General features: G+C 72.1%; 23 protein-coding genes. 10 read left to right on the top strand and 13 right to left on the bottom strand.

Features of this window, described 5'->3' with window-relative positions; translation table 11 throughout:
• Nucleotides 1–65: 65 nt before the first annotated feature.
• The 5 genes from AB0C15_RS04225 to AB0C15_RS04245 form a co-directional block, all read right to left on the bottom strand.
• Nucleotides 66–3,242, bottom strand: coding sequence for a UvrD-helicase domain-containing protein (locus AB0C15_RS04225; RefSeq protein WP_357348480.1), 3,177 nt, complete (start codon nucleotides 3,240–3,242; stop codon nucleotides 66–68).
• A gap of 61 nt (nucleotides 3,243–3,303) precedes the next feature.
• Complete coding sequence (locus AB0C15_RS04230) at nucleotides 3,304–4,548, bottom strand: metallophosphoesterase (RefSeq protein WP_357348481.1); 1,245 nt, start codon at nucleotides 4,546–4,548, stop codon at nucleotides 3,304–3,306.
• 13 nt (nucleotides 4,549–4,561) lie between these two features.
• Nucleotides 4,562–4,816: a MoaD/ThiS family protein gene (locus AB0C15_RS04235; RefSeq protein WP_357348483.1), complete on the bottom strand. Its 255-nt coding sequence runs from the start codon at nucleotides 4,814–4,816 to the stop codon at nucleotides 4,562–4,564.
• A 2-nt stretch (nucleotides 4,817–4,818) separates the two neighbouring features.
• A complete protein-coding gene (gene moaA / locus AB0C15_RS04240; protein ID WP_357348485.1) occupies nucleotides 4,819–5,832 on the bottom strand; it encodes a GTP 3',8-cyclase MoaA in 1,014 nt (337 codons plus the stop codon).
• Complete coding sequence (locus tag AB0C15_RS04245) at nucleotides 5,829–6,743, bottom strand: fructosamine kinase family protein (RefSeq protein WP_357348487.1); 915 nt, start codon at nucleotides 6,741–6,743, stop codon at nucleotides 5,829–5,831. The genes moaA and AB0C15_RS04245 overlap by 4 nt, the downstream gene beginning before the upstream one ends.
• 172 nt (nucleotides 6,744–6,915) lie before the next feature.
• Here AB0C15_RS04245 and AB0C15_RS04250 point away from each other — a divergent pair, with 172 nt between their 5' ends.
• The 4 genes from AB0C15_RS04250 (at nucleotide 6,916) to AB0C15_RS04265 (ending at nucleotide 9,572) form a co-directional block, all read left to right on the top strand.
• Nucleotides 6,916–7,959 (top strand): DUF4192 domain-containing protein, encoded by a 1,044-nt coding sequence (locus AB0C15_RS04250; RefSeq protein WP_357348488.1) that lies wholly within the window; start codon nucleotides 6,916–6,918, stop codon nucleotides 7,957–7,959.
• A gap of 61 nt (nucleotides 7,960–8,020) precedes the next feature.
• The gene (locus AB0C15_RS04255; protein ID WP_357348490.1) at nucleotides 8,021–8,272 is read left to right on the top strand and encodes a hypothetical protein; all 252 of its coding nucleotides are present in this window, start codon (nucleotides 8,021–8,023) and stop codon (nucleotides 8,270–8,272) included.
• Nucleotides 8,269–8,664, top strand: coding sequence for a hypothetical protein (locus AB0C15_RS04260; protein ID WP_357348492.1), 396 nt, complete (start codon nucleotides 8,269–8,271; stop codon nucleotides 8,662–8,664). The genes AB0C15_RS04255 and AB0C15_RS04260 overlap by 4 nt, the downstream gene beginning before the upstream one ends.
• A 44-nt stretch (nucleotides 8,665–8,708) precedes the next feature.
• Nucleotides 8,709–9,572: a GAP family protein gene (locus tag AB0C15_RS04265; RefSeq protein ID WP_357348494.1), complete on the top strand. Its 864-nt coding sequence runs from the start codon at nucleotides 8,709–8,711 to the stop codon at nucleotides 9,570–9,572.
• 13 nt (nucleotides 9,573–9,585) lie between these two features.
• Here AB0C15_RS04265 and fdhD read toward each other — a convergent pair whose 3' ends face one another.
• Nucleotides 9,586–10,452 (bottom strand): formate dehydrogenase accessory sulfurtransferase FdhD, encoded by an 867-nt coding sequence (gene fdhD / locus AB0C15_RS04270; RefSeq protein ID WP_357348496.1) that lies wholly within the window; start codon nucleotides 10,450–10,452, stop codon nucleotides 9,586–9,588.
• Between the two features lie 178 nt (nucleotides 10,453–10,630).
• Here fdhD and AB0C15_RS04275 point away from each other — a divergent pair, with 178 nt between their 5' ends.
• The 3 genes from AB0C15_RS04275 (at nucleotide 10,631) to AB0C15_RS04285 (ending at nucleotide 12,825) form a co-directional block, all read left to right on the top strand.
• Nucleotides 10,631–11,374 (top strand): NTP transferase domain-containing protein, encoded by a 744-nt coding sequence (locus tag AB0C15_RS04275; protein ID WP_357348498.1) that lies wholly within the window; start codon nucleotides 10,631–10,633, stop codon nucleotides 11,372–11,374.
• Nucleotides 11,371–11,637 (top strand): DUF6457 domain-containing protein, encoded by a 267-nt coding sequence (locus tag AB0C15_RS04280; protein ID WP_357348500.1) that lies wholly within the window; start codon nucleotides 11,371–11,373, stop codon nucleotides 11,635–11,637. Before AB0C15_RS04275 ends, AB0C15_RS04280 begins: the two co-directional genes overlap by 4 nt.
• Nucleotides 11,638–11,718: 81 nt before the next feature.
• Nucleotides 11,719–12,825 carry a hypothetical protein gene (locus AB0C15_RS04285; RefSeq protein ID WP_357348501.1) on the top strand — a complete coding sequence of 369 codons (1,107 nt, stop codon included), beginning with the start codon at nucleotides 11,719–11,721 and terminating at the stop codon, nucleotides 12,823–12,825.
• A 6-nt stretch (nucleotides 12,826–12,831) separates the two neighbouring features.
• On the opposite strand, the gene AB0C15_RS04290 is transcribed toward AB0C15_RS04285, so the two are convergent.
• Nucleotides 12,832–13,788 (bottom strand): zinc-binding dehydrogenase, encoded by a 957-nt coding sequence (locus tag AB0C15_RS04290; RefSeq protein WP_357348503.1) that lies wholly within the window; start codon nucleotides 13,786–13,788, stop codon nucleotides 12,832–12,834.
• 73 nt (nucleotides 13,789–13,861) lie between these two features.
• Nucleotides 13,862–14,326: an Lrp/AsnC family transcriptional regulator gene (locus AB0C15_RS04295; protein ID WP_210787437.1), complete on the bottom strand. Its 465-nt coding sequence runs from the start codon at nucleotides 14,324–14,326 to the stop codon at nucleotides 13,862–13,864.
• Nucleotides 14,327–14,385: 59 nt separating this feature from the next.
• Here AB0C15_RS04295 and ddaH point away from each other — a divergent pair, with 59 nt between their 5' ends.
• A complete protein-coding gene (ddaH, locus tag AB0C15_RS04300; protein WP_357348504.1) occupies nucleotides 14,386–15,219 on the top strand; it encodes a dimethylargininase in 834 nt (277 codons plus the stop codon).
• A gap of 67 nt (nucleotides 15,220–15,286) precedes the next feature.
• Here the strand turns inward: ddaH and AB0C15_RS04305 are convergent, their stop codons facing one another.
• Together AB0C15_RS04305 and AB0C15_RS04310 are read right to left on the bottom strand one after the other, a co-directional pair.
• Nucleotides 15,287–16,474, bottom strand: a complete 1,188-nt coding sequence (locus tag AB0C15_RS04305) for an ABC transporter substrate-binding protein (protein ID WP_357348506.1) — start codon at nucleotides 16,472–16,474, stop codon at nucleotides 15,287–15,289.
• An 81-nt stretch (nucleotides 16,475–16,555) separates the two neighbouring features.
• Nucleotides 16,556–17,353 carry a prolyl oligopeptidase family serine peptidase gene (locus tag AB0C15_RS04310; RefSeq protein ID WP_357348508.1) on the bottom strand — a complete coding sequence of 266 codons (798 nt, stop codon included), beginning with the start codon at nucleotides 17,351–17,353 and terminating at the stop codon, nucleotides 16,556–16,558.
• An 85-nt stretch (nucleotides 17,354–17,438) separates the two neighbouring features.
• Here AB0C15_RS04310 and AB0C15_RS04315 point away from each other — a divergent pair, with 85 nt between their 5' ends.
• Nucleotides 17,439–18,041 carry a bacterial proteasome activator family protein gene (locus AB0C15_RS04315; protein ID WP_357348691.1) on the top strand — a complete coding sequence of 201 codons (603 nt, stop codon included), beginning with the start codon at nucleotides 17,439–17,441 and terminating at the stop codon, nucleotides 18,039–18,041.
• Nucleotides 18,042–18,045: 4 nt separating this feature from the next.
• Here the strand turns inward: AB0C15_RS04315 and AB0C15_RS04320 are convergent, their stop codons facing one another.
• The 3 genes from AB0C15_RS04320 to AB0C15_RS04330 form a co-directional block, all read right to left on the bottom strand.
• Entirely contained in the window at nucleotides 18,046–18,858 is an 813-nt protein-coding gene (locus AB0C15_RS04320; RefSeq protein ID WP_357348510.1) for an HAD family hydrolase, read from the bottom strand.
• Nucleotides 18,858–19,679 carry an HAD hydrolase family protein gene (locus AB0C15_RS04325; protein ID WP_238661811.1) on the bottom strand — a complete coding sequence of 274 codons (822 nt, stop codon included), beginning with the start codon at nucleotides 19,677–19,679 and terminating at the stop codon, nucleotides 18,858–18,860. Before AB0C15_RS04325 ends, AB0C15_RS04320 begins: the two co-directional genes overlap by 1 nt.
• Nucleotides 19,680–19,868: 189 nt before the next feature.
• Nucleotides 19,869–20,594: a hypothetical protein gene (locus AB0C15_RS04330; RefSeq protein WP_357348512.1), complete on the bottom strand. Its 726-nt coding sequence runs from the start codon at nucleotides 20,592–20,594 to the stop codon at nucleotides 19,869–19,871.
• 131 nt (nucleotides 20,595–20,725) lie between these two features.
• On the opposite strand from AB0C15_RS04330, the gene AB0C15_RS04335 reads away from it, so the two are divergent.
• Nucleotides 20,726–21,157, top strand: coding sequence for an OsmC family protein (locus AB0C15_RS04335; protein ID WP_357348514.1), 432 nt, complete (start codon nucleotides 20,726–20,728; stop codon nucleotides 21,155–21,157).
• The last annotated feature ends 141 nt before the right edge of the window (nucleotides 21,158–21,298 follow it).

Here is a 21,298-nt window from a genome sequence, read left to right on the forward strand (position 1 = left end):
GCGGCGGGGGCGGCGGCGGCGGGGGCGGCGGGGCCGGCGGCGGGGGCCTTGGCGGGTGGGGGTGCTCAGATCAGGCGGAGTTGGCGGTCCTTGGGGCGGCGGGGTTCGGCTTCGCCGAAGCGTTCGAAGAGGCCCGGGTCGATGGTGTTGAGGAACGGCGAGGGGGCGCAGTCGCGCTCGGTGCCGTGACGGGTGCGGCGGCCGGCGTGACTGACGTACAGCCGGTCCTGGGCCCGGGTCAGGCCGACGAAGAAGAGCCGGCGCTCCTCGGCGATGGCGTCCTCGTCCGGTGTCGAGCCCGGCCAGCGCAGCGGCAGCAGCCCGTCCTCGACGCCGACCAGGAAGACCACCGGGAACTCCAGGCCCTTCGCGGCGTGCAGGGTGAGCAGTGTGACCGCCTCGGCGCGCGGGTCGAGCGCGTCCACCTCCGCGCCGGTGGCCAGCTGCGACAGGAAGGTCTCCAGATCGTCGCCGCAGCGCCTGGCCAGCGGGGTCAGCAGGTCCACGGCCGAGCGGACGTCCTCCGGACGGACCGTGCTGGCCGCGCCGTCCAGGGTGGGCACGGCGAACCGCTCCGCGACCACCTGACCGGCCAGCCGGACCCGGGCGGCCAGCGCGCCGTCCAGACCGTCGGCGTGCCGTAGTTCGCGGGCGATCGCCGCCACCCCGGGCCGATCCCGCAGCCGGTCGTGGGAACGCTTCTGCACCGGGATGTTCGCCCTGGCCAGGGCGTCCACAATTGGGGCGGCCTGCGCGTCGGTGCGGTACAGGACGGCGATGTCGGCGAACGACAGCGAGGTGGTCCGGCCGTCGATGCGGCCGGAGTCCAATGAGCGGTGCGACAGCCCGCCGACCAGGTCGTCGACGGTACGCACCACGAAGTCGGCCTCCTCGGCCACCGACGCCGCCGGGTAGCGCCCGACCAGCGGAGCCTCCGGGTCGAGCCGGGCCGGGTCCAGCCGCCGACCCCGGACCAGCGAGGACGGCGCGATGGCCTGCACGGCGGCGGCCAGGATCGGAGCCGACGAGCGGTAGTTGCGGTTGAGCCGGACCAGTCGGGCGTCGGTGAAATCCTCGGAGAAGCGCAGGAAGTAGCCGACGTCGGCACCCCGGAACGAGTAGATCGCCTGGTCCGGGTCGCCGATCGCGCAGAGGTTGCCGTTGGCAGGGCTGAGCAGCCGCAGCAGCTCGTACTGCACCTCGTCGACGTCCTGGTACTCGTCGACGAAGATCCACCGCCAGCGGTCCCGGTACCGCTCGACCAACTTCCGGTCGGCCCGGAGCAGCTCCACCGGCAGGGTGACCAGCTCGTCCAGGTCGACCAGATCCTGCTTGCGCAGCAGCGACGTGTAGGCGGCACCGTCGTCGCCGGCCTCGGTGCGGGCCGCCGCCCGCTCGGCGTCGTCGGCGATCCGGAAGCCGGCCGGTAGGCCCGCCGCGTCGGCGTTCTCCCGCAGGATCGTCAACCCCAACGCGTGGAAGGTGCCCACCGTGACGTCCTCGGCGACCGGGCCGAGCAGGCCGTCGAGGCGGTGCCGCAGCTCCTCGGCGGCCCGACGGGTGAACGTGATCGCGAGGCAGTGCTCGGGGAAGACGTTCAGCTCCGCGCAGAGGTACGCGATCCGGTGGGTGAGCGTCCTGGTCTTGCCGGTGCCCGGACCGGCCACGATGAGCAGCGGCCCCCCGGGTGCCGAGGCGGCCACCCGCTGCATGGCGTCCAGTCGGTCCAGCAGGCCGGTGCCGACCTCCTCCATGCCGGCGAGCATCGGCTCGAACGGTTCGTGCGGAGACGGCTGTGGCGCGATCGGTGGCGCGGGCGCCGGGACCGGCTTCCGCTTCTGCTCCGCCTTCGCCGCCGGGCGCTTGGCCGCGCCTCGGGGAGCCGGCTCCGTGGGCTGTCGCTGCGCCGGCACGGGTACGTCGAACAGCGTCTCCTGTGTGCCCAGCTCGGCCGGGTCGAAGAGCGTGATCACGCCGTACTCGCCGTCGTAACCGGGCACCCGGCGGACGTCGCCGCGCCGCAGCCGGCTGATGCCCTCCGCGAGCAGCTCACCACCGGCCTGCGCGATCTCGGTCAGCGGTGTCGTGGTCAGGATCTCCAGCTCGGGGCCGAGCGCGCCCAGTAGCTCGTTGAACCGCCCCTCGACCTTCTTCGATCGGGCACCCACCTTGTTGATCTCGCCGAGGATCTCGGCCAGCGGCACCAGATGGGTGACGTCGCGGGCGTGCGCCGGCCGGTGCCCGTCCGGCCGGTCGGCCAACTCCTCGATCCGGCTGAGCACACCCACGGTCAGGGGTTTCCCGCACTCGGGGCAGCGCCCGCCGGCGGCCCGGGTGCGCTCCGGAGACCAGTTGACCCCACACAGCCGGTGACCGTCCGCGTGGTACTTGCCCTCCTCCGGGAAGAACTCGACAGTGCCGGCCAGGCCGTCACCGGTACGCAGCGCCTCCCGAACGGCGAAGTAGTCCCGTTCGGCGGTCAGCACCGTCGCCTCCCGGCCGAGCGCGGGCGGCGAGTGTGCGTCCGAGTTGGACACCAGTTGGTAGCCGTCCAGGCTGCCGACCCGCCAGTTCATCGCCGTGTCGGAGGAGAGGCCGGTCTCCACGGCGAAGATGTGCTCGGCCAGGTCGGCGTAGCAGTCCGCGATGGCGTCGAAACCGGACTTCGAGCCAAGCGCGGAGAACCACGGCGTCCAGATGTGCGCCGGCACCAGGTAGCCGTCCGGGCTGGCCTCCAGGGTGATCTCCAGCAGGTCGCGGGAGTCCAGTCCGAGGATCGGTCGGCCGTCGGAGCCCAGGTTGCCGATCCGGCCGAGCGCGGTGTTGAACCGGGCCACCGCGTCCAGATCGGGCAGGTAGATCAGGTGGTGCACCTTGCGGGTCCGGTCGTCCCGCTTGTAGATGGTGGAGATCTCCACGCTCAGCATGAAACGGACCGGGTCCGCGTCCGCCGTATGGGCGAGCCGGGGTGGCAGCCGACGGGCGATGTCCCGTTCCGCCTCCGGGGCGAGCCGGTAGAGCCCCGGCTCGGCCGGGCGCAGCGTCTCCCGCAGGTGGTCGTACCAGGCGGGGTGGGTGAAGTCGCCGGTGCCGAGCAGGCCGATGCCCTTACGTCGGGCCCACCACGCGAGGTTCGGCAGGGTGAGGTCACGGCTGCACGCGCGCGAGTACTTCGAGTGGATGTGCAGGTCCGCGACGAATGGCGGTAGGCCACCGGGGGGTACGGCGCTGAACGGGGGCACGCCGCATCCTGTCACGCCCGCCGCGCCGGCCACCCGCCGCCACGCGCGGACGTGACCTCCGCTATGCCGAGCGCAGCTCGACCAGACTGATCTGCGGCTCCGCGCCCACCCGGACCGGCGGGCCCCAGAAACCGGCGCCGTTGGTCACGTACACCTTGGTGCCGTCGACCTCACCGAGCCCGCTGACCACCGGCTGCTCCAGCCGGACGGCCAGGTTGAACGGCACCATCTGCCCGCCGTGGGTGTGCCCGGACAGTTGCAGGTCGACGCCGTACCGGGCGGCCTCCTTGGCCGCCAGTGGCTGGTGCGCGAGCAGGACAACGGGTCGGCTCGGGTCGCGGTCACCGAGGGCGGCGGCGAAGTCCGGCCCGGCGGCGAGGCCGGTGCCCGCCCCGGTGAGGTCGTTCACACCGGCCAGGTCGAGCACACCGCCTCGGGCCTGGATCTCCTGCCGCCGGTTTTGCAGCACCCGCAGGCCGAGCCGGTCGACCTCCTGCACCCACTCCTCCACGCCGGAGTAGTACTCGTGGTTGCCGGTCACGAAGAAACTCCCGTAGCGGGAGCGCAGGTCACGCAGCGGCTCGGCGGCCGAGCCCAACTCGGCGACGGAGCCGTCGACCAGGTCACCGACGACCGCGACGATGTCCGCGTCGAGCCGGTTGATCGCGGCGACGATCCGCTCGGTGTGCGCCCGGCCGCGCAGCGGACCGAGGTGGATGTCGGAGACGGTGGCGATGCGCAGACCGTCCATGCTGCGGGGGAGTTTGGCGAGCGGGATCCGTACCCGGTCGAGCTGCGGCGGGCCGAGGGCGGTGCGGACGCCGTACCCCACGACGCCGGTGGCGGTGAGGCCGGCGAAGATGGCCGCCCCACGGGCGAGCAGCAGCCGACGGGAAGGGTCGTGGTCCGGTGTCGCGACGGCGCCGGTGGCCGGAGGCTCGGTCGGCCCGGCGGCACCGACGAGCACCGGCTCGGGCGCGGCGGTGGTGGGCTCCGCGGCGACCACCCGGCGGCGCAGCACCAGCCGGGCGACGAGCATCGGCACTTCCAGGACCACCAGCACGATCAGCAGGTAGAACATCAACGCGAGCCACAGGTAGCCCGGCCAGGCGAGCCAGTAGAGCCCGGCCTGCGTGCCGGCCATCGTGACCGGCACGAGCAGGGCCAGCACCAGAGCCGCGATCCCGCCGACGCGCCGCCAGCGACCCGGCGTGGTGGTGTCCCTGACCAGCCGCTTCCACAGGTAGAGGTGGATGAGACCGGTGACCAGCGCCAGGACGGCCACGAACCCCAGAACCGCAATCATGAGCGCGCCTCCCTCAGCCGCCCGCAAACGGGGGCAGGACATCGATCGTGGCCCCGGCCGGTAGGGGTGCCTGACGATCATGACAGGTGACGCCGTTCACGAGGAAACTCGCCACCCGCAGCACCCCGGCGAGTCGGTCGCCGTGACGCTGGGTCAGCTCGGCCGTGAGGTCGTCGAGTGACCGCCCGCCGGGGAGGGCCTCCTCGGTGCGGCCCGCGGCGGCGCGGGCACCCGCGAAGTAGCGGACGGTGAGCGGTGCCACCTGCATGGTCAGCCTCCGATCGCGGACATCGGGCGGGTCGGCTGGAGGAAGGTGGGATCGTCGATGCCGTGCCCGGCGCGCTTGCCCCACATCGCCGTTCGCCAGCGTCGGGCCAACTCGGCGTCGTCGGCGCCGGCGCGGAGCGCGGCGCGCAGATCCGACTCCTCGGTGGCGAAGAGGCAGGCGCGGACCTGACCGTCGGCGGTCAACCGGGTGCGGTCGCAGTCTCCGCAGAAGGGGCGGGTGACGCTGGCGATCACACCGACCCGGGCGGGGCCCCCGTCGACGAGCCAGGTCTCGGCCGGTGCGGCGCCGCGCTCGTCCGGGTCCGGGCTGAGGTCGAACACGGTACGCAGGGACGCCAGGATCTCCTCGGCGGTGACCATCGTGTCGCGGGCCCAACCGTGCTGGGCGTCCAACGGCATCTGCTCGATGATCCGTAGCTGGTAGTCGTGGTCGAGGGCGAAGCGGAGCAGCGCCGGGGCCTCGTCCTCGTTGACACCGCGCATCAGCACTGAATTGATCTTTACGGGATTGAGGCCGGCGGCTGCCGCTCCGGCGAGCCCGGCCAGCACCGCGTCCAGACGGGGGCGGCGGGTGAGCGTGGTGAACCGGTCCGGGTCCAGGGTGTCCAGTGAGACGTTCACCCGGGCCAGGCCGGCCGTCCGCAATGCCGGGGCCAGCCGGTCGAGGCCGATGCCGTTGGTGGTCAGCGAGACCCGGGGGCGGGGTTCGAGGGCGGCGACCGCCGTCACGATGTCGACGAGCCCGGCTCGGATCAGCGGCTCACCGCCGGTGAACCGCACCTCGGTCACACCGAGCAGCTCGATCGCCACCCGGACCAGCCGGACGATCTCCTCGTCGGTCAGCAGCTCGGGGCCGGCCAGCCAGGGCAGCCCTTCCGCAGGCATGCAGTAGGTGCAGCGCAGGTTGCACTTGTCGGTGAGGGACACGCGCAGGTCCCGGGCGACGCGGCCGTACCGGTCGACGAGGACGCCGTCGGTCCCCGGGGCGACGCTCACCTGACGACCGTAGCGCGCTCGGCCCGGCCGAGGACGGCACGGGCGGTCTGGACGACCGCATCTCGGAAGCCGGCACCGAAGAGTGCGGTGTGTACGAGAAGGAGGTGCAGCTGATGCACCGGCACCCGGGCACGCCAGCCATCCGGTAGCGGCCAACTCTCCTGGTAGGCGGCGAGCACCCGATCGAGGTGGGCGATGCCGCCGAAGAGGGCGAGCTGGGCGAGATCCGTCTCCCGGTGCCCGCCGTGCGCTGCCGGGTCGACCAGCCAGGCCCGGTCGTCGGCCCCCCACAGCACGTTGCCCGGCCACAGGTCGCCGTGGATGCGTGCGGGCGGCTCGTCGCCGCCGAGCCCGTCGAGGCGACCGATCGCCTGCTCGACGATGGTGGCATCGGCGCTGGTCAGCCCGCCAGCGTCGACCGACAGTCGTAGGTAGGGGGTGAGGCGCCGCTCGGCGAACCACGTCGACCAGCGCCCGTCGGTGGGGGTGTTGTCCTGGGGGAGCGAGCCGATGAAACCGGGCCAGGTCGCGCCGAACGCGGGTGCGCCCGCCCGGTGCAGCCCGGCCAGCTCACGGCCGAAGCGCTCCGCGGCCTCCGGCGTCGGCTCACCGGGCTCCACCCAGTCGAGCGCCAGCAGCTCCGGCAGAACCACGATCACCTCGGGTACGCCGACCACGCCCGCCTCCCGCAGCCAGCGCAGGCCGGCGGCCTCGGCGGCGAAGAAACCCTCTGGCACCTGTCGGTCGGTGCCCTCCGGCCACGACTTGGCGAAGACGGAGTGCCCGTCGTCGAGGGTGAGGCGGACGGCTGCGCAGATGTTTCCACCGGCGACCGGGGTCTCCCGGAGCCGCTGATGGGTCCGGAAGGTCGGGAGGTGTGCCGGATGTGCGCGCAGATACGCCAGGTCCATCAGCGCACGGTAACTGCTCCTTACGACAGCCAGGTGTCGCCCGCCGACATCCCCCGCTTTTCCGCCCTCGTGGATTGGGCGTGAGCAGGTAGAACACGCTCAGTAACTGTGGATAAGCCGCGTGTCGTCCACAGGGGTGGCCCGGGCCGGCGCTCCGCCCCAGGCTTTCGACATGACCTCGACCGAACGCCCGCAGCTCGCCGTCCGCTCACCCGCCGACCTGATCGCCGCTGTGCCGTACCTGCTCGGGTTCCACCCCACCGACAGCGTGGTCGCCGTGGCACTCGTCGGCCGACAGATCATCTTCGCCGCCCGTGCCGACCTGCCCGACCCGGCCGACCCGGGCGGGTTGGCCGCGCACCTGGCCGGGGTGATCCGCCGGCAGGGCGCGGAGGCCGCCACCGTGGTGGGTTACGGGCAGCCGGATCGGGTCACTCCGGCCGTGGACGCGGTGCGCGACGCGCTTGACGACACCGGCCTGCAGGTGCTCGACGCAGTGCGGGTGACCGACGGTCGCTGGTGGTCCTACCTCTGCACCGAGCCCGACTGCTGCCCTCCGGAGGGGCGCCGCTACGACCCGACGGCCAGTCGGGTGACCGCCTCGGCGGTCTTCGCCGGCCAGGTCGCGCTCCCCGATCGGGCCGCCCTGGTGGCGCAGGTGGCCCCGGTCGACGGCCCGGCCCGGGAGGCGGCTCGTGCGGCCAGCGCCCGCGCCGAGCTGAGACGTGCCGAGTTGGTCGAGCACGCGCCCGAGAGCGACCTGCTCGGCGCACGGGCGCTGCGCTCCGCCGGGGTGGCGGCGGTCCGCGCGGCCCAGCGCCGGCAACGGCGTGGGGAACGGCTGGACGACGACGAAGTGGCCTGGCTGAGCCTGCTGATGACCCATCTGCCGGTCCGGGACCACGCGTGGGAACGCACCGACGGTCGGGACGACGACATCGCCCTCTGGACCGACGTGCTGCGCCGGGCAGAGCCGGAGGTGGCCGCCGCCCCCGGTGCGCTGCTGGCGTTCGCCGCCTGGCGAGCTGGGCAGGGCGCGTTGGCGGCGGTCGCGCTCGAACGCACGCTCGACCTGCACCCCGACTACTCACTGGCCCTGCTGCTGGATGACCTGCTCCGGCGCGGCGTCCCCCCGGCGGAGCTGGACGGCTGGCCGTCGGTCGGCATGCCCGGCGTCATCCGTCCGCGCAGGAGGCGGCGACGTGACCAGCGTTGAAGGAAGCGATCATCCGCGCGGTAGTACCGCTGGTGCTACCAGAATTGCTAGGCTGGCGCACGTGACAGTGAAGCGCTCCGTGAGCCTCCCCGACGACGTCGCGGAGTGGCTCGACAGGCAGCCCAACGTCTCGTCCGCCATCACCGCGGCGGTACGGGCCCAGATGCGCGGGACGCACCTCGACGAGGTGCTGCGGCGAGCCGGCATCGAGGTGACCGAGGCGGGCAGGGCCCGGTGGCGGGAGCGCCTGGCGACCCCCATCCCGGCAGACGCGTTGGCCGAGGGACGCCGGATGTTGGGCCGCGCCGGATGAGCGAGATCGCTGCCGTGTTCGACGCGTCGGCGCTGACCGCCTATCTCGAGGGCAACGTCGCGGTGGGGGAGTTGATGCTCGAGGTCGCCGACGAGGGTCGGCAGGTGGCCGTCCCGGCGGCCTGTCTGGCGGCTGCCTACGCGAGTGTGGCCGACGAGATCGACGCCGCGCTGCTGGCCCTGATGGTGACTGCCCCGATGATCCGTCTGCTGCCGCTCGATGTTGGGGACGTGCAGGACGCCGGCAGGCTGGCCCGCGCTGTGGACGGCGACATCTCATTCGGCCATGCCGCCCGTGTGGCCCTCACTTACGAGGCGCACTACGCGACAGTGCGACCCGCAGCGGCGGCGAAGGTGCTTCCCGCCAGGTGGAGCATCCTCGACCTGGCCTGACGCCGGCACCGTCGCCGCCCCGGCTGATCAGGGTGTCGACATCGGTGGGTGGACGGCTGGCGGCGTGGTCCCCGTCCTCCGGCGGCGCCCTCCGTCGAACGATGTACGCGTTGTTCCTGTCCACGGCCGACGCGGCAGGGCAACCGCCGCCAGAAAATCGATCTCGTGGCCGTTTCCCGCACTGGTACGACATGACCCCCGAGTTGCTGCTGTCGCTGGCCGGGCTGGCGTTGATCGACAGCACCAGCATCGGCACCCTCTTCATCCCCGTCTGGTTGCTGCTCTCCCCCGGGCCGGTGAACGTTCGGCGGATCCTGGGCTACCTCGCCACCATCGCGGCGTTCTACCTCGCCGTCGGGCTGCTGCTGGTCTGGGGCGGCAGCGCGCTCGGCGAGGCGCTGGGCGGCGCACTGGACAACCGGGCTGTCCTCTGGGCGCAACTCGTCCTCGGCGTGGGAATGCTGGCGCTCAGCTTCCGTTACGACGGCAAGCGGCGTCCCCGTACCGGTGGTGTGTTGCGCTGGCGGGACCGGGCCACCGCCGGGGACTCCTCGGCCCGTTGGCTGGTCGGGCTCGCGCTGCTCGCTGCGCTTGCCGAGGTGGCGACGATGCTCCCGTACCTCGGTGCGGTGGGTCTGTTGGCCACCTCGGAGGTGGGAGCGATGACCGTGGTGGGGCTGCTCACCGGGTACTGCCTGGTCATGGTGCTGCCGGCGGTGTTGTTGCTGGGGGCCAGGGTGGCCCGCCCGCGACTGGTTGAGCCGGTGCTGGCCCGCCTGAACGCCTGGATCGTCACGAAGGCGGGCAGCGCGCTGGGCTGGATCCTCGGCATCGCCGGTTTCCTGATCGCCCGCGACGCCGCCGCACGGCTGGCCCTGTTCGACCTCATCGACCGGGTCGGTAGATGACCCGCTGCTCGCGTCAGGCGGGCTGCTCGACGGTGACCCGGTGCGGCCCGGTGTAGACGTTCATGGTCCGTCCGCGCAGGAAGCCGACGAGTGTCATGCCCGCCTCGTCGGCAAGTTCGGCGGCGAGGGTGCTCGGAGCGGACACCGCGGCGAGCAGTGGCAGCCCGGCCATCCACGCCTTCTGGGTCAGCTCGAAGCTGGCCCGACCGGAGACCAGCAGCAGGTGCCCGGCGAGTGGCAGCCGGCGTTCCCGTACGGCCCAGCCGATCACCTTGTCCACTGCGTTGTGTCGGCCTACGTCCTCCCGAAGCACCACCAGCTCACCATCGGGGGTGAACAGCCCCGCCGCGTGTAGCCCGCCAGTCCGATCGAAGCCCCGCTGAGCGGCGCGCAACCGGTCGGGCAGCTCGGCGAGGAGCGTGGCCGGCACGCGCAGCGGGTCCGCCGCGACCGGGAAGAGCGACCGGGTGCGTACCGCGTCGATGCTCGCCTTGCCGCAGACCCCGCAGGAACTGGTCGTGTAGAAGTTCCGGGACGGGTCGGCGGTCGGTTCCGGTACGTCGGGGGCGAGCACCACGTCGACCACGTTGTACGTGTTCGGCGTCTCCGCGCCGGCGCAGAGCTGCGCGGTCAGCACGTCGTCGGTCGACCGGATCAGCCCCTCCGTAAGCAGGAACCCGATGGCCAGGTCCAGATCGTCGCCGGGGGTACGCATGGTGACGGCGAGCGGCTTACGTCGGCCGGGACCGGCCAGGCCGACCCGGATCTCCAGCGGCTCCTCCACCGCGAGGGTGTCCGGTCGACGGACCGACGTACGCCCGGCGGTCGCCTCGTCCAGGTCGATCCGGAGTACACGCCGTCGATCAGTTGCCCGTCCCATTCCGCCATCCTGCACCCGAGGCCGGCACGCCCGCACATCACCGGCCGCAGGAGACCCACCCCAACCACCACCCTGGCGCGTCGATCATGAAGTTTCCCCCGCGTGTCGTCGGCGTGTCGAGCGGCAACTTCATGATCACCGGGGCGAGGGGTCGGGCCAGCAGGGTCGGAGTAGGCCGATGAGGGCCCGCGATCGGGCCGGACCGAGCACCGGCACGATTGGGCGCTGGCACGGCTACCGTGGCCGAGTGGAGACGTACGCCGCTGTGGTGCTCGCGGGTGGGGCCGCCCGACGGATGGGCGGGGTCGACAAGCCCGCGCTCCCGGTCGGCGGTCGGGCGATGCGTGACCGGGTGTTCGCCGCCGTCGCCGACGCGACGCCACGGGTGCTTGTCGGTCCGGCCGACGCCGTACCGCCGGGTGTGCGGGTCGTCCGGGAGGACCCACCCGGCGGGGGCCCGGTCGCCGCGGCGGCTGCCGGCCTTGCCCTGCTGGATCCCGACACCAGCCTGGTCGCGCTGCTCGCCGCCGATCTGCCGCTGCTCACCCGGGCCGCGATTGGGGACCTGCTCAACCACCTCGACCTGGAGACCTCCGACACCGAACCGGCCCGCGACGGCCTCGCTCCGGCGCCGTCGGCCCGCGGCGGCCCCGCCAGCGAGCGGCGACCTGACGGGGCGTGCTTCGTGGACGGGGACGGGCGGCGGCAGTCGCTCTGCGGTGTCTGGCGGGTCGCCGCACTGCGGGCGGCGGTGCACCGGCTGACGGCCGAGCGGGGTGGCAGCCTCTCCGGAGCCCCGGTCCGCGCGTTGCTTGCCGGTCTCGTCGTGCGGGAGGTGGCCTGGTCCGGCGAGGGCCCGCCGCCGTGGTTCGACTGCGACACTGACGAGGACGTACGCCGGGCGGAGGAGTGGGCGCGATGACGGTGATGGACGACTGGGTCACGGCGGTCTGCGCCGAGTTGGATCTGGATGCGGCCGGGGTGCCGGTGCCGGCGGTGCTGGACCTGGCCCGGGACGTCGCCCATCAGGTGCTGCGTCCGGGTGCGCCGGTCACCGCGTACCTCTTCGGGTTGGCGGTTGGTCGGGGCGCGGATCCGGCGGACGTCGCGGCCCGGCTCAGTGCGCTCGCCGGCAGTTGGCCGGTCGAGCTGGGCGCGGACCCTGCGGACCCGGCGGCCCCCTGACCGCCGCTGTCCGATCCCGGTCCGGGCTGATTCGACAGTTCGGCGGCGTGGGTAGGGTGATCGTGACGGACGGAGGCGATCATGACGGCTGACCACCCCTCGGCCCCGCACGGTGAGCTGCCCGGCGCTTCGACTGAGCCGGCGGAGTCGATCCTGCTCGACGAGCCCAGCACCACCGACCTGCGGGCGAAGGTGACCGAGGCGTGGCGGGAGTTCGCCCGTGCCCTCGCCGTACGGCTGCGGGAACTTCCGGTCGGCACGCACCTCGACGTGACCCTGGACCCCACCGCCTCCGGCACCGGAGACGCCGTCTATTCGATAAGCGTCGACGTGGACGCGGACCGGGTGCTGTCCGCCCGCGCGGTCGGGAACGCCACCCTGCCGGCCGGCTACCGACTGGACCGGGGCGCGGTGGCGGACATGGTCGCGCTCGGTTGGTCCCCGCCGGGGGTGGTCGCCGGCTCCGGCGGTTCCTTCGGGTTGAACGCCACGACGGCCGAGTCGACCCAGGTTGCCACGCTGCTCTCCCGCACGCTGCGGGACGTCTACGGTGCCCCGCACCCGGCCTTCCTCGTCTATCTGGTGCACGATGCCGAGGGCGAACCGCTGGCCGTGGAACCGCTCGGCACGGCGCGCAGCGAGTTCGGCCCGGACGCCGACGTCGAAGCGGACCTGGAGGAGGCGTTGGCCGAGGCGGCCGCCGCGCAGGCCGAGCGGGACGACGTGCTCGACCTGGCCGACCGGGTCCGGACGGTGGTCTCCACGATGTTGAAGTCGGACACCGACCGGTTGCAGATCGACTCGGACGGCGACATCACCATCCGGGCCGGATCGGCGATGGTCTTCGTGCGGGTACGCGACAATCCGCCCCTGGTCGACGTCTTCTCCCCGGTGCTCACCGAGGTGGAGCCGACCGAGCGGCTCTACGTGAAGCTCTCCGAGCTGACGAACCGGATGCCGATCGGCCGCCTCTACTGCGCCGACGACACGGTGTGGGCGTCCATCCCGGTGTTCGGCCGGAACTTCCAGGCGACCCATCTGATGCTCGCGGTGCAGGTGATGACCGGTCTCGCCGACGAGTTGGACGACCGTCTGCACGGCGAGTTCGGGGGCAAGCGGTTCTTCGGCGAGGGCGACAAGCCGGTCCGGCGCGACGAGTCGGAGCACCGCACCGGCATGTACCTCTGAGCCCGATCAGGCCACGTCCAGCAGGGTCTTGCCGACCGTCGCGCGCGCCTCGATGGCGGCGTGCGCGTCGGCGGCGCGTTCCAGTGGGAAACGTTGGCCGATGAGCGGTCGCAGGCGGCCGGCCGCCGCGTCCGCCAGGGCCTGTTCGGTGTACGCCCGCAACCGGGCCGGCGGCACGTCCGGGCGGACCACTGTGACCTGCCGTGCCGCGGCGGCCTCCGCCGACACCGGGGACCACTCCCCGCTCGCCAACCCGAAGCTGACCATCCGGCCGCCCGGGGGGAGCAGGTCAAAGGCGGCCCGGGCCACCGGACCACCGACCCCGTCGAGCACCACGTCGACCCCGCCGACCTCAGCGCGGACCTGCTCGGCCCACTCGGGCAGCAGGTAGTCGACCGCCAACTCGGCGCCCAGGCCGGGTAGCAGGTCCACCTTGCGTCGCCCGCCGGCCGCGCCGACCACCCGGGCCCCGGCCCGGACCGCGAGTTGCACCAACAGACTGCCGACGCCGCCGGCCGCGGCCTCCACCAGCACCCGGTCACCTGGGCGGACACCGACTGCCTCGATCAGCATGGTGGCGGTCCGCCCGTCGGCCAGCAGCGCCACCGCCCCGTCCAGCGCCAACCCGGCCGGCACGGCGATCGTCGCCGACGCGTCCACGGCCGCGCGTTCGGCGTAACCGCCGGAACCTCCGGTGGCGCTGACCACCCGCTGCCCGGTCAGCGCCCTGTCGACGTCCGACCCGACACCCGTGATCACGCCGCCGACGCCGTTGCCAGGGATCAGCGGTGGGGTGAGGCGGAACGGGCCGGGGTGACCGGCGCGCAGTTGCGTCTCGATGAAGGTGATGTTCGCGTGCGCGACGTCGATCAGCACCTGGCCGGGGCCGGGGACCGGGTCGGGCGCGGAGCCGGGTACCAGCACCCCGGGCCCGCCGAACTCACGTAACCAGATCGCCCGCATGACAGTCCCCTCCGGCCCCGATGGGCTGCCTCGCCCACTCGGGACAAGTCCATCTCCTCAACCCGGGTTGAGGTCAAGAAGCGCCGGCGGACGGGCCGACGCCGGGGGACTCGACCAGCCGGGAGAGCACGATGGTGCTGCGGGTGGAGGTCACGAAGGACTCGGCGCGCAGCCGCTCGAGCGCCGCCTCCAGGTGGGCGATGTCGGCGGCACGGAGGTGCACGAGCGCGTCCGCTTCCCCGGAGACGGTGTACGCGCCGACCACCTCGGGGTGACGGCGGGCGGCCACGCCGATCTGCGCCGGGGTGGTCCGGCCGGCGCAGAACAGCTCGACGAAGGCCTCGGTGGTCCAGCCGACGGCGGCCGGGTCAACGACGGCCGTGAATCCCCTGATCACGCCGGTGGCACGCAGTCGGTCGACGCGACGCTTGACCGCCGGGGCGGAGAGTGACACCCGAGCGCCGATGTCGGCGTAGGACGCCCGGGCGTCCGCGACTAGCAACGCAATGATCCGCTGGTCTACCGCGTCTATCTGCAACGTTCCGCCTCTGGGAAGCAACACTTGTGGCTGTTTTCAAAGTTCCACGGTACCTACTCTTGGTGACCGTGAACCAGCAGCGTTTCCCGCGAAAGCGGACATATCTCATGTGCTCGCCGGAGTACTTCGCGGTCGAGTACGCGATCAACCCGTGGATGGACGTGACCACCCCGGTCGACCGGAACCTGGCCGTCAAGCAGTGGGACCGGCTGCGGGAGACGCTCGTCGGCCTCGGCCACGAGGTGCACCTGCTCGCCCCCGAGCAGGGCCTGCCGGACATGGTCTACGCCGCCAACGGCGGCTTCGTGGTGGACGGCAGCGTCTACGGCGCCCGGTTCAAGCACGAGCAGCGGGCCGCCGAGGCCGCCGCGCACCACTCCTTCTACGAGGCGCAGGGCTGGCGGTTCGTCGCGCCGAGCGAGACCAACGAGGGCGAGGGCGACTTCGCGTACCTGCCGGAGGCCCACGGCGGGCTCATCCTGGCCGGGCACGGCTTCCGCACCGAGATCCCGGCGCACGCGGAGGCGCAGGAGGCGCTGGGCCGCCCGGTGGTGTCACTGCGCCTGATCGACCCCCGCTTCTACCACCTGGACGTGGCCCTCGCGGCCCTGGACGACGCGAACGTCGTCTACTTCCCGGGCGCGTTCTCCGCGGCCAGCCAGCGGGTGCTCACCCAACTCTTCCCGGACGCGGTGGTCGCCGACGACGAGGACGCGATGGCCTTCGGGCTCAACCTCGTCAGCGACGGCGCGAACGTGGTGCTCAACAGCGAGGCCACCCGGCTGGCCGGCAAGCTCAAGGCGGCCGGGTACACCCCCGTGCCCGTCGAGCTGGCCGAGCTGAAGAAGGGCGGCGGCAGCGTGAAGTGCTGCGTCGCCGAGCTGCGGCACTGACCCACGAACGTCTCGGGGCCGGCTTCCCACTGGGAGACCGGCCCCGAATCGTGCTCCGGGTGGGCGCTCAGCCCAGCGTGGCCAGCTCGTTGATCAACACGTTCGACATGACCTGACCGTCGCGCTGCACCTCGCGCAGGTACCACTTCTGCTGCGGGGTACGCGGCTGGTTGAACTGCCAGATGCCACGCGGGCTGTCGATCTGGCCGATCCTGCCCAGGGCCAGGTTGACCTGCTGCGGCGTGGGCTTCCCGCCGGTCAGCTGGATGGCCTGGTCGAGCACCTGCGCCGCGTCGTACGACGCCATCGCGTACGTGGTCGGGGTGACCTGGTACTTCTTCCGGTACGCCGAGGCGAAGACCCGGTTCGACGTGTTGCTCAGGTCGGCCGAGTAGTTGAGCGCGGTCTGGATGCCCAGCGCGTTGTCCTTCAGGTTCTCCAGCACGGAGCCCTCGGTGAGGAAGCCGGGCGCGTAGATGGGGCCGGAGAACTGTTCGCGTAGCTGCTTGATGAACTCCACGGCGGCCGCTCCGGCGAAGAAGCAGAAGACCGCTGTGGGGTCCTTGTCCAGCGCCTTGCTGATGTCCGAGGAGTACGTCGTCTTGCCGGGGTTGGGGGTCGCGCTGGTGTAGGTCGCCGCATCGCGGATCCGCGGGTCGGAGATGCCGAAGTCCTCCCGGAAGCCCCGGACCACGTCCGGGCTGCCCACGTTCTCCGGCATGATGATCGCGATCCGGCCGTTCGACGGTAGCTGTTCCCGCAGATAGCGGCCCAGCGCCCGGCCGGCCTCGTCGAGCACGTACGAGGTCCGCCAGATGTAGAAGACGCTCTGCAGGCTGCTCGGCGAGGCGTTGGAGCCGATGAGCGGGACCCGGGCCTGCTCCACGGTGTCCCGGATGCCGACCATCACCGCCGAGTTGACCACGCCGGTGAGCGCCAGCACATTCTGCTTGAGCAGGCCCTCGACGGCGGCCTTGCCCGTCTTCGCGGTGTCACCCTCGTCGGCGGTCAGCAGCTCCACCGGGTGACCGCCGAGCCGCTGGTCGTGCAGGTCGAGGAAGAGCTGGAAGCCATTGGTGATGTCGTCACCGATGCTCTTGAAACCACCGGCCTGCGGAGTGATCAAACCGATCTTGACCGGGGCACGGGCGGCGGTCGGTTCGGCGTCACTGTCGGAACCACACGCGGCGGCGAACCCGGTGGTACCAAGCGCGGCCAATAGTTGGAGCGCCCGCCTGCGATTCATCTGCGACACCGAGTTCCTTCCACGGAAGCGTTGCAGGGCTGTACACCGCCCCTCCGGCGTTCTACCTGCTTCGCGACGCTGCGTCAATGGCTAGTGATCATCGTGCAATGACCGCAACACAGAGAGGACCTGAGGCCAGGTCACGGACTCCGGGTCGATCAGCCCGAAATGCTCGCATCCGGGCAGTTCAACAAGGGCGATATCGGAACCTGCGGCACGAGTCTCCGTGACGAAATCCCGGCTCATCTCTGCCGGAACCTGATGATCGTCCGAACCGTGCATTACTACGGTCCGTGTCCGTATCGGTACCAACATTCGTGGATCCGCAGCCGCGTACCGGTCCGGAACCTGTGTCGGGCCGCCGCCGAGCAGCGCGGCGACCGCGCCCGAGTCCAGATCTCGCCGGTACGCCTCGCTGAGATCGGCCACCGGGGCCAGGGCGAGCACACCGCCCACCGTCGCCGGGGCGGTGGCCGCCACGTACAGCGCCAGGTGGCCGCCGGCCGAGTGGCCGACCAGGATCGGGGCGGCCCGGCTGACCCTGCCCGGCAGCGCCTCGGCCGCCAGCACCGGCAGCTCGGCCACCCCGGTCAGGACGTCGGTCAGGGTGCCCGGCCAACCGCCCCCAGGCTGCCCCGTGCGGCGGTATTCCAGTTGCGCCACCGGGTAGCCGGCAGCGGCGATGGCTGTGGCCAGCGGGCCGGTGTGCCGCCGGTCGTACTCGGCCCGCCAGAACCCGCCGTGCAGAACGACGACGAGCGGTCGCGCCGGCCCGGCTCCCGCCGGAAGGCGCAGGTCGGCCACCTGATTCGGGTCGTCCCCGTACGCGATCGTCCGGTCCGGCTCCGGTGCGGGCCGGGTCAGCACGGCGCGCGGGTCGACAGGCATGGCGCCGACGGTAGCGCGCCCCACCCGGGTGGTTCGGCCCCGGGAGTCGGTCCCGGGCGGCATGGTCCGCGCCGGCTGGGTAAAGATGGACCCCATGACCGAAGCGCGCTCCGCTGCAGAGAACGACGAGCCCGGCACCGACGACTCCGGCCATCCCGGCACGGTCGTGGTGGTCGGCCCGGACGGCCGGCCGATCGGCACGATGCAGACCGACGAGGGCCAGGGCGAGGACCCGACCCGCCTGGTCGAACAGCCGGCCAAGGTGATGCGGATCGGCAGCATGATCAAGCAGCTGCTGGAGGAGGTGAAGGCCGCACCTCTCGACGACGCCAGCCGCAACCGGATGCGGGAGATCCACGAGCGGTCGATCGTCGAGCTCAAGGAGGGCCTCGCCCCCGAGCTGCGCGACGAGCTGGAGCGCATCTCGCTGCCCTTCGCCGAGGACAAGGCCCCCAGCGAGGGCGAGCTGCGAATCGCGCACGCCCAGCTCGTCGGCTGGCTGGAGGGCCTGTTCCACGGCATCCAGGCGGCCCTGGTGGCCCAGCAGATGGCCGCCCGGGTGCAGCTCGAGCAGATGCGGGGCGGCCGGCAGGCGCTGCCCAGCGGCCCCGGCGGAGTCGTCCCCGGGATGCCGGGCATCGGCCAGCCGGGCGGCGGCGAGGGTCACAACACCGGTCAGTACCTCTGACCCCTCAGCCCACCCCGAAGACCTTCTCCAGGTACGCCGCCACGCCGTCCTCGGTGTTCGCCGACGTCACCTCGTCGGCGACCGCCAGGACGGCGCGATGCGCGTTGGCCACCGCCACGCCGCGCCCGGCCCAGGTCAGCATCGGTACGTCGTTGGGCATGTCACCGAAGGCCACCACGTCCTCGGCGGCCACCCCGATCTGGTCGCAGTACCAGGCCAGCCCCGCCGCCTTGGTCACACCGGACGCGGAGATCTCCACCAGGCCGGACGACGACGAGTGCGTCGCCTCGGCCAACCCGGTCACCGCCGCCGCGATCAGCGCGGCGAAGGCATCCGGGTCCTGCTCGCCGGCCCGGGCCAGGAGCTTCACCGCCGGCACCGACAGCAGCTCCTCCGGTGTCTCGACCGGCCGGATGCCGTCGGCGTCCGCGTCCCAGCGCAGCGGGTAGTGCGCCTCGTGCCGCATCTCCCGACTGTCCAGGATCTCCACGGCGAAGCTGATCCCGGGCACCTCGGCCCGTAGCCTCCGGGCCACCTCGGCCAGGTGGTGCGGCGCGAGCGGGTCGGCCCGCACCACCTCGTCCGAGAACGGGTCGTAGACCACGGCACCGTTGGCGCAGACCGCCGGCAGCGGCTTGGCGAGTTGGTCGTACACCATCTTGAGCCAGCGGACCGGACGGCCGGTGACCAGGACGACCGGCGTGCCCTGCGCGGTGATCCGCGCGAGCAGGTCGGCGGTGCGGGGGCTGACGGTGTGGTCGTCGCGGATCAGCGTGCCGTCGATGTCGGTGGCGATGAGGCGGGGCGTGTCTCCCATTACCGGGACAGTAGCCGGTCGAGATACACCGCCACCCCGTCGTCGTCGTTGCGCAAGGTCACCTCGTCGGCGACGGCGCGCAGAGCGGGGTGGGCGTTCGCCACGGCCACCCGCGACCAGCCGGCCCACTCGAACATCGGCAGGTCGTTGGGCATGTCACCGAAGACCAGCACATCGGCCGGGTCGACCCCCAGCGTCTGCGCCACCACGGTCAGCCCGGTCGCCTTGTCCACGCCGGGCGGGCAGATCTCGATGAAACCGAGCCCGGCCTGGGTGAGCGTGGCGACCTGTGGCGGGACGATCCGACGGGCCACCGCCAGCAGCTCGTCCACGTGGTGGTCGGCCGTCCGGGCAAAGGCCTTGATCACATCGCAGGCGAGGCACTCGTCGCGAGTACGCGCCTCGAAGCGGTCCTGGTAGGGCCAGCTCTCGTGGTAGTCACCCCACAGCGGGGCGTCGTGCTCGTCGGACGCCTCGACCATCACCGTCAGCGGGCCGACCTCCGCTTCCAGGTCGGCGAGCAGCCGGGCCAGCACCTCGGCGGGCAGCCGCTCGTCGCGGAGCACCACCGGGCCACTCGGGTCGCTCTGGTCGACCACCCGCCCACCACCGGCCATCACCAGGAAGTCGGCGGCACGGATGTCGTTGCGGGTCAACTCCGTCAACCGAGGGCCGCGTCCGGTCGCGCCAACCACCGGAATTCCGGCGGCGCGCACCCGGTCGAGCACCCCATGGGTGTACGCGGAGACGGTGTCATCGCTGCGGACCAGCGTCCCGTCGAGGTCGGTCGCGATCAACTTGGGCAGTCCCGGGCGGGTCATCGTTCCTCCTTCGCCCGCCGCCGTCAGACCACCAGGGTCAGGGAACCCGAGTCTCGGTGTGACGGCGGGTCAGCAACCGTACCTCGCGGAACGGGTCGCATCCATGACTTCCAGGCGAATCGGACGCCAACTTATGTTCACCAGCACGACTCCATGATCAACACAGCCCATGGCTGGGAAGGGGGTCGGTCAGGGCTGGGGGTTGGGACGGGCGAACGGGGCGGCGGGGGTGACCGTCAGGTCGGCTGGGGCGGGTAGCCCGTCCTCCATGATCGGGTCGGGGCTCCGGCGGCGGCGCCAGGGTCGCGGCGCTGACGTGTCGGCGGGGCCGTCGTTGACCGGGCCGAACGCGCCGGGGGGTGCTGCGGGTGCCAGCCGCAGGGCGGCCGCGAACAGCACACAGGCGACGAATGCCATCGCCAGCCCGCGGCCGTACTCGATCTGGTAGCCCTCCTCGGGCGCGTACGGCCGAGGGTTGTCGAGGCTGGTCGTGGCGGCACCCAGCAGCACCAGCAGGGCACCGGCCAGGGTGAGACCGGCAAGCCGGGCGTTCGGTCGCGCAGCCGCGGTGCCGCGCAGCGCCAGCGTCACGGTGCAGACGAGGGCGAGCAGCCCGACCAGATAACCGACCCCGAAGCCACCGATCTCGGACACCCCGGCGGGCACCTTGATCGTCGTGTTCCCCTCGGCCCCGCCGTTCGGCAGGTTCATCACCAGCCACTCACCGACCACCGAGGCGATTGCGGCCACGGCGCCCAGCCCGGCGAGCAGCAGGGGCAGCCGAGGATCCTGCGTGAAGTCGGCCAGGGACCAGGCGAACCGGCGTCGCGGGGCCGCCTCGACGCCATCCCACTCGATCACGGCCGGGACGTCGGATCGATCGCCCTGCCGGGGAATCGGAAGTTCGTCGGACATCGGCCACCCTTCCGCCGGTCACGGACCTGGATCGCATCATGACACAGCAGACCGGTGGTGACGGGGATCGCAGGGCTGGCGTGCGCGCCGGTCTGTCGCTCGGCGGTCGCCTTTCCGCTAGCGTTTGCCCCATGCCAATCCGTACCGCTTCAGCAGAATGGCAGGGCAATCTCACCGAGGGCGCGGGCACCGTCCGCACCGGTAAGGGCGGCCTGTCCGGCAACTACTCCTTCAAGTCGCGCTTCGAGGAGGGTGAGGGCACCAACCCCGAGGAGCTCATCGCCGCCGCGCACGCCGGCTGTTTCTCGATGGCGTTCTCCAAGGCGCTCGCCGACGCGGGCTCGACGGCCACCTCGGTCGAGACCACCGCCAAGGTCCACCTGGACAAGACCGACGCCGGCATGACCGTGACCCGGATCGACCTGGAGACGGTCGGCCAGGTCCCCGGGATCGACGACGCGGAGTTCCAGAAGCTCGCCGAGGCCGCCAAGGCCAACTGCCCGATCTCCCGCCTGCTCTCGCCGGGTGCCGAGATCACCCTCAGCGCCCGCCTGGCCGCCTGAGCGAGCCGACCCACACCGTACGTCCACGGAAGGAGCCTCCACCCGGTCCCGGGTGGTCGCTTCTTCCGTGCATGTACGGACGACGGCCACGGTCGTTCAGCAGCACCGGGTCGTGTGCCGCCGCGTCGGGCACAATTGGCG

The organism is Micromonospora sp. NPDC048835, assembly GCF_040649995.1.
GTDB lineage: Bacteria > Actinomycetota > Actinomycetes > Mycobacteriales > Micromonosporaceae > Micromonospora.

Coding starts and splice junctions, on each gene's coding strand:
- AB0C15_RS04290 (WP_357348503.1), bottom strand. CDS start 13,788: ATGCGGGCGATCTGGTTACGTGAGTTCGGCGGGCCCGGGGTGCTGGTA.
- AB0C15_RS04310 (WP_357348508.1), bottom strand. CDS start 17,353: ATGCCTGTCGACCCGCGCGCCGTGCTGACCCGGCCCGCACCGGAGCCG.
- AB0C15_RS04280 (WP_357348500.1), top strand. CDS start 11,371: ATGACGGTGATGGACGACTGGGTCACGGCGGTCTGCGCCGAGTTGGAT.
- AB0C15_RS04275 (WP_357348498.1), top strand. CDS start 10,631: ATGAGGGCCCGCGATCGGGCCGGACCGAGCACCGGCACGATTGGGCGC.
- AB0C15_RS04260 (WP_357348492.1), top strand. CDS start 8,269: ATGAGCGAGATCGCTGCCGTGTTCGACGCGTCGGCGCTGACCGCCTAT.
- AB0C15_RS04230 (WP_357348481.1), bottom strand. CDS start 4,548: ATGATTGCGGTTCTGGGGTTCGTGGCCGTCCTGGCGCTGGTCACCGGT.
- AB0C15_RS04235 (WP_357348483.1), bottom strand. CDS start 4,816: ATGCAGGTGGCACCGCTCACCGTCCGCTACTTCGCGGGTGCCCGCGCC.
- AB0C15_RS04325 (WP_238661811.1), bottom strand. CDS start 19,679: ATGACCCGCCCGGGACTGCCCAAGTTGATCGCGACCGACCTCGACGGG.
- AB0C15_RS04330 (WP_357348512.1), bottom strand. CDS start 20,594: ATGTCCGACGAACTTCCGATTCCCCGGCAGGGCGATCGATCCGACGTC.
- AB0C15_RS04315 (WP_357348691.1), top strand. CDS start 17,439: ATGGACCCCATGACCGAAGCGCGCTCCGCTGCAGAGAACGACGAGCCC.
- AB0C15_RS04320 (WP_357348510.1), bottom strand. CDS start 18,858: ATGGGAGACACGCCCCGCCTCATCGCCACCGACATCGACGGCACGCTG.
- AB0C15_RS04250 (WP_357348488.1), top strand. CDS start 6,916: ATGACCTCGACCGAACGCCCGCAGCTCGCCGTCCGCTCACCCGCCGAC.
- fdhD (WP_357348496.1), bottom strand. CDS start 10,452: ATGGGACGGGCAACTGATCGACGGCGTGTACTCCGGATCGACCTGGAC.
- AB0C15_RS04335 (WP_357348514.1), top strand. CDS start 20,726: ATGCCAATCCGTACCGCTTCAGCAGAATGGCAGGGCAATCTCACCGAG.
- AB0C15_RS04285 (WP_357348501.1), top strand. CDS start 11,719: ATGACGGCTGACCACCCCTCGGCCCCGCACGGTGAGCTGCCCGGCGCT.
- AB0C15_RS04245 (WP_357348487.1), bottom strand. CDS start 6,743: ATGGACCTGGCGTATCTGCGCGCACATCCGGCACACCTCCCGACCTTC.